Below are 11822 nucleotides of genomic sequence, written 5' to 3' on the forward strand. Positions count from 1 at the left end.
CCGCAATCGCCGCGTTCGCTACTGTTGCAACACGTTCCAGTTCTGCGGGCGGGCGATCCTGGACGCAGTGCTGGTCAATGGGGCGATGCAGGCCCGGACAGGAGCACCTCGTGAGTGAGCACCGCACTGCCGTCGTCATCGGCGGCGCCTCCGGGATCGGATGGGCCACCGCACGGGCACTGGCCGCCGACGGCTGCCGGGTCGTGGTCGCCGACCTGAACGCCGAGGGCGCACGCGACCGGGCCGGTGAGCTCGGCGACCCGCACGTCGCGGCGACCGTCGACGTCACCGACGAGGAGTCGGTGCAGCGGCTGTTCGACGATCTCGGCACGGTCGACGTCGTGGTGAACTGCGCCGGGTTCAGCAATGTCGGGCTGATCGTCGACATGCCGGTCGACCAGTGGCGGTCGGTGATCGACGTCTGCCTCACCGGTGCCTTCATCGTCGCCAAGCACGCCGGCAGGCGGCTGACCGAAGGTGGCGCGCTGGTGTCGATCTCGTCGCTGAACGGCCGCCAGCCGGCCGCCGCGATGAGTGCGTACTGTGCGGCCAAGGCGGGGCTGTCGATGCTTACCCAGGTCGCCGCCCTCGAACTGGGTCCGCGCGGCATCCGCGTCAACGCCGTCGCACCCGGTTTCGTGCACACCCCGCTCACCCAGCCGGCCGCGTCGATCCCCGGCGTGGTCGAGGACTACATCGAGAACACCGCACTGGGCCGGGCGGGCACGCCCGAGGACATCGCGGCAGCCGTGGTCTTCCTGTGCTCGCCGCAGGCGTCCTGGCTGACCGGCGAGGTCCTCGACCTCAACGGCGGCGCCCATCTCAAGCGCTACCCCGACGTGCTCGGCCACGTCATGCGACTCGCCGAGGCGCACTGATGGCCACCGCGGGTCCCGAGTTCACCGACTCGCAGAAGCGTGCACTGGCCGTCGCGACGGTGATCGCGCTGGCGTTCGCCGCCTACTTCCTGCGTACCTTCTTCATCCTCGTGGTGGTCGCGGCCGTCGTCGCCTACCTGTTCAACCCGCTCTACGAGCGGTGCAGGCGACGGTTCGGCACGGGCCTGTCGGCGACCCTGACGCTGCTGGCGGTGATCGGCGCGATCATCATCCCGGTGAGCGGGCTGGTGTTCTTCGCCGTCGTCCAGATCACCAACATGGTCGGCAGCGTGTCGGCGTGGATGGGCAAGACCGACCTCGGCGCGCTGGGCACCAGGGCGCTCAACGTGGTCAACCAGACGCTGGCGAAGATCCCGTTTCTCGACGACTTCCGGGTGACGCCCGACATGCTGCAGGAACGCACCGCCACCGTCGCCCAGCACGCCGGCGAGTACCTGCTGGGCATCCTGCAGGGCGCCGTCGGCGGCCTGGTCGGCGGCGTCACGGCGGCCGTGCTCTTTCTCTACGTGTTCATCTCGCTGCTGACCAACCGCGACGAGGTGGTCATGGTGATCCGCAAGCTGAACCCGCTCGGCGAGGAGATCACCGACCTCTACCTGGAGAAGATGGGTGCGATGGTGCGCGGCACCGTCTTCGGCCAGTTCGTGATCGCGGTGGCCCAGGGCTTCGCCGGCGCCGCGTCGATCTACATCGCCGGATTCCACCAGGGCTTCTTCATCTTCGCGATCCTGCTGACCGCGCTGTCGGTGATCCCGCTGGGCGGTGGCATCCTCAGCATCCCGGTCGGTATCGGGATGATGTTGTTCGGCAACGTCTTCGGCGGCATCTTCGTCATCGCGTTCCACCTGCTGGTGGTGACGAACATCGACAACGTGCTGCGGCCGATCCTCGTCCCGCGCCAGGCGCGGCTGGACTCGGCGCTGATGCTGCTGGCGGTGTTCGCCGGCATCGCGATGTGGGGCTTCTGGGGCATCGTGATCGGCCCGGTGGTGATGATCGTCGTCGTCACCACCGTCACCGTCTATCTCGCGGTCTACAAGGGCGTGCCGCTGGACCAGTTCGACGAGGAGGGCGAGGACGAGAAGCCGGGTCGGTTGCGCCGGCTCCTCACCCGCGCGCGCAGGCAGGCACCCGCCGCCGAGCCGGAGCACGACGCGGACGACGCCGACGGACCCGCAGCCGAGCCGGTCCGGCCCGCCGAACCGCCCGCGTAGTCTGCGAGTTCATGGTCACGAACACCGCCGCACCCCGGAGCAGAGCAGCACTCGCCTTGGCGATCTCGGTGCTGGCCGTGGTCGCCGCCTCGGTGATCGGGGGGCTGGCCTCGGCCACATCGGCGCAGGACTACGCGCGGCTGGAGCAGCCCTCGTGGGCGCCGCCGTCCTGGGTGTTCGGTCCGGTATGGACGGTGCTCTACGGCCTGATGGCGCTGGCCGCCTGGCTGGTGTGGCGCACCGGACCGTCCGAGGACACCCGTCGTGCGCTGACGCTGTACGCGGTACAGCTCGTGCTGAACGCGGCGTGGACGCCGCTGTTCTTCGGACTGGGCTGGCGCGGCGTCGCGTTCGCCGATCTCACCGTGCTCCTGGTCGTCCTCGTCGCGACCGTCGTGCTGTTCTGGCGGCGCTCGGTGGTCGCCGGCGCGCTGCTGGTGCCCTACCTGGTGTGGTCGGTCTTCGCGCTGGCCCTGAACTTCGCCGTCTGGCAGCTGAACACCTAGCCGGACTTCAGACGCCGGGTGAGGAACTCGACCACCCGCTTGCGCGCCTCGTAGGCCGGATGGCCGTCGACCTCGCGGACCTCGCGGGTCAGCACCGAGTGCGACATCACGCCGAAGCCGTGCTCGTTGCCCTTCCCGGCGTCGATCTCGATCACCTCGAACGCGTCGCCCAGCCGGTCCTTGAGGGTGCGGAACCGCTCACCCGGCGCCAGTGGGTCCTTGCTGAACCGCAACGCCAACGCGCACAGCCCGTCCTCGTCGGCGCGCTGTTTGACGATCCGCAGTTCGCGCTCCGAGAGCCCCGGGTCGCGCTTGTGCTTGCCGGTCAGCGGTATCGGCACCGAGGGCTGGCTGAGCACCGGCGCCAGCACGCTGTCGTCTACGGCGGCGGCGAGCGCGAAGCCGCCGGTGAAGCACTGCCCGATCACGCCGACGCCGGGGCCGGGCGTGCGGTCGTTGAGGTCGCGGGCCAGCGCGCGCAGGTAGTGGGCCACCGGCCGGTCGACGTTGGTCGCGAAGGCGGCGAACTCCTTGGACACGCAGCCCTTGAGCAGCACGGGCACCGCACCCGGTCCGAGTGCGGGCTGCCCCGGTGTGCCGAACAGGGACGGCGCCGCGACGGTGAAGCCGTTGTCGACGAGGTGGTTGCCGAGCGCGAGCACGCCTGGGTGCAGGCCGGGCATCTCGGGGATGAGCACCACACCGGGACCCTCGCCCCTGCGGTACACGTCGTGGGTGTAGCCGGCTGCGGTGAACGGCTCGCAGGTCCATCCGGTCAGATCGGCTTCCGGAGCCGCTCCAGTGGGGGCATTCGACTCCGGCGAGGTCATCGCAGCTCCTGGGCTAGGGGACGGTCAGCGGCCGCTGACTCTGGGTGGCCTGCGCCAGCGTACGGTACTCGTCTGTACCACCGGCGCCGGTGATCGCGATCTGCGCCGGGCCGCCCGCGCCGTCGAGCCTCGTGGTCCACACCGGCTCCGCGTCCTCGCCGCCCTCGTAGACCACCCACGACCGGCCTGCGACGTCCTGGCTGCCCGTCGGGTAGGCGTCCGGATTGATCGAGCCGACCAGCGCGTCCTCGTCGGCGTTGCTCTGCGTCAGGCTCAGGTACATCCCGTTGGGCGCCAGGTAGCCGACCCGCGTCGCCACCGCGCGCACCGCCTGGCCGGTCGCGGGATCGGTGCGGCCGCCGTCGATGCCCTCGCGGCCACCGGAATTGGCCCGCCAGCCCTCCGGCAGCGCCGGCACCCGCACCGGGATGCGCAGTGCGTCGGCGTCGGCGCGCAGCGCGGCGGGAGCGTCGAAGTTCGGCACCCGGCCCTCCCCGGGACCGGCGGGCGCGAACGAGCACATGCCCAGCACACCGGCCAGCACGACGCACGCCAGCACCAGCGGCCCTATCGACCAGAACATGTCCCGGCCGTCGTGGAGCAGCCGTGACTTCGGCTCCCTGGGAGCGGGCTGCGGCTGCGTCATAGTTGCCAGTATCCCAGCTCCCACCGGCCCATCCGCTTCTGGGACAATCACCGCATGCCCGATCGCCGCCGTGAGGCCCCCGACCGCAACCTCGCCCTCGAACTCGTCCGCGTCACCGAGGCCGGCGCCATGGCGGCAGGCCGCTGGGTAGGCCGCGGCGACAAGGAGGGCGGCGACGGCGCGGCTGTCGACGCGATGCGCGAGCTGGTCAACTCGGTGTCCATGCGCGGTGTCGTCGTCATCGGCGAGGGCGAGAAGGACAACGCGCCGATGCTCTACAACGGCGAGGAGGTCGGCAACGGCGACGGCCCGGACTGCGACTTCGCCGTCGACCCGGTGGACGGCACCACGCTGATGAGCAAGGGCATGCCGAACGCGATCTCGGTGCTCGCGGTGGCCGAGCGCGGCGCGATGTTCGACCCGTCGGCCGTCTTCTACATGAACAAGATCGCCGTCGGCCCAGACGCCGTCGACGCCATCGACATCACCGCGCCGATCGGCGAGAACGTCCGCTCGGTCGCCAAGGTCAAGGGCCTATCGGTCCGCGACGTCACGGTGTGCATCCTGGACCGGCCGCGCCACGAACAGCTCATCGCCGACGTCCGCGCCGCGGGCGCCCGCATCCGGCTGATCTCCGATGGCGACGTCGCGGGCGCGATCTCGGCGTGCCGGCCCGGCTCCGGCACCGACATGCTGGCAGGCATCGGCGGCACGCCCGAAGGCATCATCACCGCGGCGGCCATCCGCTGCATGGGCGGCGCCATCCACGCCCAGCTGGCGCCGACGGACGACGCGGAGCGCCAGAAGGCCATCGACGCCGGCCACGACGTCGACCGCGTCCTGAAGACCGAGGACCTGGTGTCGGGGGAGAACGTCTTCTTCTGCGCCACCGGCGTCACCGACGGCGACCTGCTGCAGGGTGTGAGGTACTCCGGCGGCGGCTGCACCACCCAGTCGATCGTGATGCGCAGCAAGTCCGGCACCGTCCGCATGATCGATGCCTATCACCGGCTGTCCAAGCTCAACGAGTACTCCGCTGTCGACTTCACCGGTGACAGCAACGCCGCCTATCCCCTGCCGTAAGAACTCCGACAACCCAAGGGACACATCACACAATGGCCGACAAAGACGTCGAGTACCGCATCGAGCACGACACCATGGGCGAGGTCCGGGTGCCGATCGACGCGTTGTGGCGTGCGCAGACCCAGCGCGCGGTGGAGAACTTCCCGATCTCGGGCCGCGGCCTGGAGCGCACCCAGATCCGGGCGCTGGGACTGCTCAAAGGCGCCTGCGCCCAGGTGAACAAGGATCTCGGGCTGCTCGACCCGGAGAAGGCCGACGCCATCATCGCCGCGGCCGGTGAGATCGCCGACGGCCGCCACGACGACCAGTTCCCGATCGACGTCTTCCAGACCGGGTCGGGCACCAGCTCGAACATGAACACCAACGAGGTGATCGCCAGCATCGCCGCGCAGAACGGCGTCACGGTACACCCGAACGACCACGTCAACATGTCGCAGTCGTCGAACGACACCTTCCCGACCGCCACACACATCGCCGCGACGGAAGCCGCTGTGCGGCACCTGATCCCGGCGCTCGAGGTGCTGCACGAGTCGCTGGCCGGCAAGGCGCGGCAGTGGCGCACCGCGGTCAAGTCGGGCCGCACGCACCTGATGGACGCGGTGCCGGTGACGCTCGGCCAGGAATTCGGCGGCTATGCCCGCCAGATCGAGGCCGGCATCGAACGCGTGAAGGCGACACTGCCCCGGCTGGGCGAACTGGCGATCGGTGGCACCGCCGTCGGCACCGGACTCAACGCCCCCGACGGGTTCGGCGCCAAGGTCGTCGAGGTGCTGGTGAACCAGACCGGAGTGGCCGAATTGACCACGGCCAAGGACTCTTTCGAGGCGCAGGCGGCCCGCGACGGGCTGGTCGAGGCGTCCGGCGCATTGAAGACCATCGCGGTGTCACTGACCAAGATCGCCAACGACATCCGCTGGATGGGCTCGGGTCCGCTGACGGGGCTCGGCGAGATCCAGCTACCCGACCTGCAGCCGGGCAGCTCGATCATGCCCGGCAAGGTCAATCCTGTTCTGCCGGAGGCGGTCACGCAGGTCGCCGCGCAGGTGATCGGCAACGACGCGGCCATCGCCGTCGGCGGGTTGTCCGGCGCGTTCGAGCTCAACGTCTACATCCCGATGATGGCCCGCAACCTGCTGGAGTCGTTCAAGCTGCTGACCAACGTGTCGCGGCTGTTCGCCGAGCGGTGCGTCGACGGCCTGGTCGCCAACGAGGACCACATCCGCGAGCAGGCCGAGTCGTCGCCGTCGATCGTGACGCCGCTGAACTCCGCGATCGGCTACGAGGAGGCGGCCAAGGTCGCCAAGGAAGCGCTCAAGGAGAAGAAGACGATCCGCCAGACGGTCATCGACCGCGGCCTGATCGGCGACAAGCTGTCGATCGAGGAGCTCGACAAGCGCCTCGACGTGCTGGCGATGGCGAAGGTCAAGGACGGCGACTGACTCTGTGATTTCGGCGCGCTCACGTTCACCGAGCGAACGTTTCCGCGCCGAAATCGCTAGGGGACGCGGCGGTCGGTGATCGGGCCGCGGGTAAGGTCGCGCCGCAGATTGGCCAGCATCGACCGGTACTCCAGCACCGGGCTCTCCGTCTGCCCGCCGTGCAGGAAGCCGTCGCCCATGTCGGCCATCGCCTCGGCCGACGAGTAGGCGGGCGTCCAGTCCAATTCGGTCTGCGCGCGGGTGGTGTCGAGCAGCGGCACGGTGAACGACAGGTCGAGCCAGCCCTCGTCGATCGGTTGCAGCCGGGCCCGCCAGCTCAGGGCTACAGCGCTGCGCAGCAGGCCCGACGGGACGTGAACCGGCTTGGCGCCCAGCGCCTCGGCGACGTCGTCGCGCCGCACCGGCGGTTCGGCCATCAGGTTGAACGGGCCCGCTGCGCGCCGGTCGATCGCCGCGACGAATGCGGCCGCGACATCGGAGGCGTGCACGATCGGCACCACCAGTGAGCGGTCGAGCGGCAGCACGGGCAGGAAGCGCAGCCAGCTCGGCTCGATGAACGCCGGCAGCGAGTAGCGGCGCAGTCCCCCGGCGGCGTTGCGCTGCACGATGAAGCCGGGCCGCATCCGGGTGATGGTGAGGCCGTCGGGGTTGTGCCCCTCGTAGCCGTCGAGCAGTTTCTCCGCGGCGGACTTGTGCCTGCTGTACGCCGACGACGGGACGCCTGCGGTGGACCACGACTCGTCGACGTACTGGCCGTAGCGGCCGGGCGCATAGGTGCCGACCGACGACATGTGCAGCAGATGACCGACGCCGGCGGCATCCGCGGCGGTCAGCACCGCACGGGTCCCGCCGACGCCCAGGGCCTCCAGGTACTCGATGTTGCGGGTCGGCTGGAAGCCCCACGCCAGGTGCACCACGCAGTCGGCGTCCTTGACGATCGGCTGCAACTTGAGCGTGGCGTCCCGCTCGGCGAGGTCGACCTGGTGCCACGTCGCCGAGCGGTAGATGCCCGAGTCGGGCGGCCGCCTGCGCGCGACGCCGGTGACGTCGTAGCCGCCGGCTTCGGCGAGGGCGGTCAGCAGGGCGGTGCCGACGTTGCCGCTGGCACCGGTGATCACGACGCGTGTAGCCATGGTCGTGCCATACCCGACGCGGCGCGGCTCAATCCCTCACCAGACCAGGGGCACCAGGAATCGCCGGGCGTATGCGCGGACGGCGTCGTCGTCGCGGATGTCGAGGGTGGGCGTCGGCACCTGCGCGAGCGAGCAGGCCAGCCGGATGTGCAGCTCGGCGACGGCCTGCAGGTCGGCGTCGGGCATGGTGGCGCCCGACGCGCGCAGCGCTTTGGCCATCGCGGTCGACGCGCTGGTGAGGAACGTGACGGCCTCGGCGTAGACGCCGGCCACCGACGTCATCTCCGCGTCGGGCTGCAGGAATCGCTGGATCACCGGTTCGGTGCTCATCAGCCGCAGCCCTTCGCAGAACGCGGCGACCGCAACGTCTTTCGGCCCGGAGTCGATGCCCACCGTGCGCAGCCGGACCATCGCGGCCTCGAACGTGCGCCTGCCGAGTTCGGTGATCAGCAGGTCGCGGCTCGGGAAGCGCCGGTAGAGCGTGCTGCGGCTGACACCGGCCTGGCGGGCGACGACATCCATGCTGGCGCGGCCGACGCCGACGAGCGCGACCTCTTCCGCCGCGGCCTTGAGGATCGCCTCCTCCTGCTCCGAGGGCGTGGCGGTGCTGCGCGAACGGGCCATCGCTACCAGTGTGTCACCCGACGGGGCATCCGCTCGGCGGCCCGAACGAGTCGAGCGACACCGAGCGGTGCAGCCGGACCAGCTTCTCGTACTGCAGCCGGTTGTAGGCCAGCGGGATCAGCAGCAGCCGGTCGGGCAGAGTGCGCCAGATCAGTTGCAGCACCCGGGTGTACACCGCGAACTCGGCGTCGTGACGGGACTGCCAGTCGAAGCCGGTGAGCTCGCGCACGCCCGGATGCATGATGCCGAACGAGCACACCTTGATCACGCGCCCGGCGACCGGCCGCACGGCGGCCCACAGCGGCGTCAGCCCGGCCCGCAGCGGCGGTGGCAGCAGAAGGGTCGGCAGTGGTAACCGGGTGAGGTTGTCGACGACCCGGTCGAGGAACGGGTTGGCCGCGAGTTCCGTCTCCACCATGCGGTCGTAGTAGCGGACCGCTTCGGCGTAGGTGCCGGGCAGCCTGCCGGCCTTGCCGGGCAGTTCGATCGACCTGAACGCCTCGAGCAACTGCTGGTACGCGGCTTCACGTTCGGCCGGGTGCAGCGTGATGCCGGTGGCAGGGGTGAACGAGTTGAGGGTGATGAAGATGCCGCTGACCGCGATCCAGTTCCACAGGTCGGGGTTGAGCGCGCTGTAGCGGGTCTCGGCGAACTCGCCCTTGCCGCGGCCACGCACCTCGCGGTGCATCGTCTTGAGGCGCTCGCCTTCGGCTGCCCGGTCGGCGGGGTCGCCCCAGATCGCCAGCAGTGCCGAGAATCCGCTGCGCACACCGCGATCGGCGAAGTTGCGCTCGAAGCGGCCGGTCCGGTCGACGGCCGCGGCGACCGGTACCAGCGCGACTTCGTCGAAGGCCGCCGCGCCGAAGACGCCGGTGAGCACGCTGCCGCTGTGCTTGCGGAACTGCCGCATCGCCCAGGGCCGGACCGTCGCGTCCTCCGCCGCGCCGTGCACGCGCGCTGCCACTGCCTCGGTCATGACGACTCCCCTCGACCCCGTTGACACAAAGACTAGGCTTTTGTGTCAACGTGTCAAGGCTACCGGGATTTCGGCGCGCCCCCGTTCACTCACCGAACGAAAGCGCGCCGAAATCGCCGGCTCAGGGCAGGGCGCCGGGGCTGAACTCCTCGAGCATCTCGGTGACCAGCGCCGCGATCGGCGAGCGCTCGCTGCGCAGCAGCGTGATGTGGGCGAACAGCGGGTGACCCTTGAGCTTCTCGATCACCGCGGCCACGCCGTCGTGGCGGCCGACGCGCAGGTTGTCGCGCTGGGCGACGTCGTGGGTGAGTACCACCCGCGACCCCGCGCCGAGGCGGGACAGCACCGTCAGCAGCACGTTGCGCTCCAGCGACTGTGCCTCGTCGACGATCACGAACGAGTCGTGCAGCGAACGGCCGCGGATGTGGGTCAGCGGCAGCACCTCGAGCATGCCGCGCGAGAGCACCTCCTCCAGCACCGCGGGGCTGGCGAGGCCTTCGAGCGTGTCGAAGACGGCCTGAGCCCACGGGCCCATCTTCTCGCTCTCGCTGCCCGGCAGATAGCCGAGGTCCTGCCCGCCGACGGCGTAGAGCGGGCGGAACACCACGACCTTGCGCTGAGTCCGCCGCTCCAGCACCGCTTCCAGGCCCGCACACAGCGCCAGCGCCGACTTGCCGGTGCCCGCCTTGCCGCCCAGCGACACGATGCCCACCGACTCGTCGAGCAGCAGGTCGAGCGCGACGCGCTGTTCGGCGGAGCGGCCGCGCAGCCCGAACACCTCACGGTCACCGCGCACCAGCTGCACCCGCTTGGCCGCGTTGACCCGCCCGAGTGCGCTCGAGCTGCCGCCGATCAACCGAATACCTGTGTGGCACGGCAGGTCTCGCGCAGCCTCCAGGTCGATCTCGCTCTCCGCGAAGAGCGTGTCGATCTCCTCGGCGCTGACGTCGACCTCGGTCATCCCGGTCCACCCGGAGGTGACGACGTCCTGAGCGTGGTACTCGTCGGCGGCAAGACCCACCGCGCCCGCCTTCACGCGCAGCGGAATGTCCTTGGTCACCAAGGTGACTCGCTTGCCCTCCGCGGCGAGGTTGGCCGCGCAGGTCAGGATCCGGGAGTCGTTGCTGTCGGTGCGGAAGCCCGCGGGCAGCACCGCCGGATCGCTGTGGTTGAGCTCGATGTGCAGCGTGCCGCCCTGCGTCCCAACCGGAATGGGCAGATCGAGGCGTCCGTGTTCCAGCCGGAGGTCGTCGAACATCCGCAGCGCCTGGCGGGCGAACCAGCCCAGCTCGTGGTGATGGCGTTTGGCCTCGAGTTCGCTGATCACGATCAGCGGGACGACCACTTCATGCTCGGCGAATCGCGTCGCCGCCCATGGATCGGACAGCAGAACGGACGTGTCGAGCACGTAGGTCCGGATGGAGGAATCAGTCACGTGGCGCTCCTCGAGTCCGCGCGGCCCCGCACGAACCTCTCGGCGGACACTGCGGTCCCAGGACCGGGGCCGGCCCTCTCATCGGGTACCGCCCGGATAGCAGAGCATGTCGCTAGCCATCGACTGCGACGCTACTCCCGCAACGGCATCCGTGCCTTTCGGCGCGCCGCGTGTCGAGGGCCCGCCGGGTTACGCCTGGGTGAACTGCGCGAGGCTCGGCTCGTCGGCCACACCCCAGGCCGCGATGCGGTCGGCGATGACCTTGCGCAGGGTCGCCTCGTCGAAGATGCCCGCCTCGGCCACCCGCGCCAGCTTGTCCTGGTAGGCGTCGATGTCACCGCCGACGACACCCATCTCGCCGGCGATGCGTGCAATCGCGGGGAGGGTCTCGTCGCGCATGGACCCCAGGCAGTAGGCGACCAGGTTCGAGAAGAACTCCTCGTGGCGTTCCTCGTCGGCGGCGATGCGGCCGATCAGACCCTTGAGCACCGGCTCGTCGATCTGCGCCTCGAGGTTGCGGGTGAACACCGCGTGCGCCCGCTCGAAGAGCGACATGAACACCAGCGTCTCGATCTGGGAGTGGCCCTCGGCGCGGTAGCCCTTCATCACGTGCTCGACGCGTACGTCCTCGTTGGCGGTCGGGTCGACCTCGCGGGTCACCACCAGGTAGTTGCGCAGCGCGACGGCGTGCAGGTGCTCCTCGGCGGTCCAGCGGCCGATCCAGCGTCCCCACTTGTCCTGCAGGATGAAGTTGAACACCATCTCGCGGTGGTATCCGGCGAGATTGTCCTTGGTGATGAGCAGGATCTCGACCGCGTCGGTCACCTGCTTGGGCAGCGTGACCTGTGACGGATCCCAGTCGCGGCCGCCGAGGAAGGCGAAGTTCTCACCCTGGTCGAACGGCACGTAATCGTGTCCGTACCAGACGTCCTCGGTGTCGATGTGCCGACGGAACTCCTGGCTGACCACGGGCTCCAGCTCCAGCAGGAACGCGTTAGGGACAGGTATCTGTGCCATGGGGTTACATTAACCCAATC

At 69.7% G+C, this 11822-nt stretch carries 12 protein-coding genes; 5 read left to right on the forward strand and 7 right to left on the reverse strand.

Annotated features, from left to right (window positions below; translation table 11 throughout):
- The first annotated feature begins 77 nt into the window (after positions 1–77).
- Genes AB0K11_RS08170 through AB0K11_RS08180 form a run of 3 tightly spaced genes read left to right on the forward strand, consistent with a single transcriptional unit; the run spans position 78 to position 2619 of the window.
- On the forward strand, positions 78–878 hold the full coding sequence (locus AB0K11_RS08170) for an SDR family oxidoreductase (protein WP_364974525.1): 801 nt from the start codon (positions 78–80) through the stop codon (positions 876–878).
- Entirely contained in the window at positions 878–2113 is a 1236-nt protein-coding gene (locus tag AB0K11_RS08175; protein ID WP_364974528.1) for an AI-2E family transporter, read from the forward strand. The genes AB0K11_RS08170 and AB0K11_RS08175 overlap by 1 nt, the downstream gene beginning before the upstream one ends.
- Positions 2114–2124: 11 nt before the next feature.
- Positions 2125–2619, forward strand: coding sequence for a TspO/MBR family protein (locus tag AB0K11_RS08180; RefSeq protein WP_364974530.1), 495 nt, complete (start codon positions 2125–2127; stop codon positions 2617–2619).
- Here the strand turns inward: AB0K11_RS08180 and AB0K11_RS08185 are convergent.
- Positions 2616–3449 carry a dienelactone hydrolase family protein gene (locus AB0K11_RS08185; RefSeq protein WP_364974533.1) on the reverse strand — a complete coding sequence of 278 codons (834 nt, stop codon included), beginning with the start codon at positions 3447–3449 and terminating at the stop codon, positions 2616–2618. The two genes, AB0K11_RS08180 and AB0K11_RS08185, sit on opposite strands and share 4 nt — an antisense overlap.
- A 13-nt stretch (positions 3450–3462) precedes the next feature.
- Positions 3463–4095, reverse strand: coding sequence for a DUF4245 domain-containing protein (locus AB0K11_RS08190; RefSeq protein WP_364974535.1), 633 nt, complete (start codon positions 4093–4095; stop codon positions 3463–3465).
- A 54-nt stretch (positions 4096–4149) separates the two neighbouring features.
- Between AB0K11_RS08190 and glpX the strand changes: the two genes are divergently transcribed.
- Both glpX and AB0K11_RS08200 read left to right on the forward strand, forming a co-directional pair.
- Positions 4150–5178 carry a class II fructose-bisphosphatase gene (glpX, locus tag AB0K11_RS08195; protein ID WP_364974537.1) on the forward strand — a complete coding sequence of 343 codons (1029 nt, stop codon included), beginning with the start codon at positions 4150–4152 and terminating at the stop codon, positions 5176–5178.
- Positions 5179–5210: 32 nt separating this feature from the next.
- The gene (locus AB0K11_RS08200; RefSeq protein WP_364974540.1) at positions 5211–6617 is read left to right on the forward strand and encodes a class II fumarate hydratase; all 1407 of its coding nucleotides are present in this window, start codon (positions 5211–5213) and stop codon (positions 6615–6617) included.
- A 56-nt stretch (positions 6618–6673) separates the two neighbouring features.
- Here the strand turns inward: AB0K11_RS08200 and AB0K11_RS08205 are convergent, their stop codons facing one another.
- The 5 genes from AB0K11_RS08205 to AB0K11_RS08225 all read right to left on the reverse strand — a co-directional run bounded on the left by AB0K11_RS08205 (position 6674) and on the right by AB0K11_RS08225 (position 11802).
- A complete protein-coding gene (locus AB0K11_RS08205; protein WP_364974543.1) occupies positions 6674–7750 on the reverse strand; it encodes an NAD-dependent epimerase/dehydratase family protein in 1077 nt (358 codons plus the stop codon).
- 36 nt (positions 7751–7786) lie between these two features.
- The gene (locus AB0K11_RS08210; RefSeq protein ID WP_364974545.1) at positions 7787–8374 is read right to left on the reverse strand and encodes a TetR/AcrR family transcriptional regulator; all 588 of its coding nucleotides are present in this window, start codon (positions 8372–8374) and stop codon (positions 7787–7789) included.
- A 13-nt stretch (positions 8375–8387) separates the two neighbouring features.
- Complete coding sequence (locus AB0K11_RS08215) at positions 8388–9350, reverse strand: oxygenase MpaB family protein (protein WP_364974548.1); 963 nt, start codon at positions 9348–9350, stop codon at positions 8388–8390.
- Positions 9351–9471: 121 nt separating this feature from the next.
- Complete coding sequence (locus AB0K11_RS08220) at positions 9472–10785, reverse strand: PhoH family protein (protein ID WP_364974550.1); 1314 nt, start codon at positions 10783–10785, stop codon at positions 9472–9474.
- 189 nt (positions 10786–10974) lie between these two features.
- Positions 10975–11802 (reverse strand): acyl-ACP desaturase, encoded by an 828-nt coding sequence (locus AB0K11_RS08225; RefSeq protein ID WP_364974553.1) that lies wholly within the window; start codon positions 11800–11802, stop codon positions 10975–10977.
- Positions 11803–11822: the final 20 nt, after the last annotated feature.

This window comes from Mycobacterium sp. NPDC050551 (genome assembly GCF_040674075.1).
In the GTDB taxonomy this organism is placed as follows: Bacteria; Actinomycetota; Actinomycetes; order Mycobacteriales; family Mycobacteriaceae; genus Mycobacterium.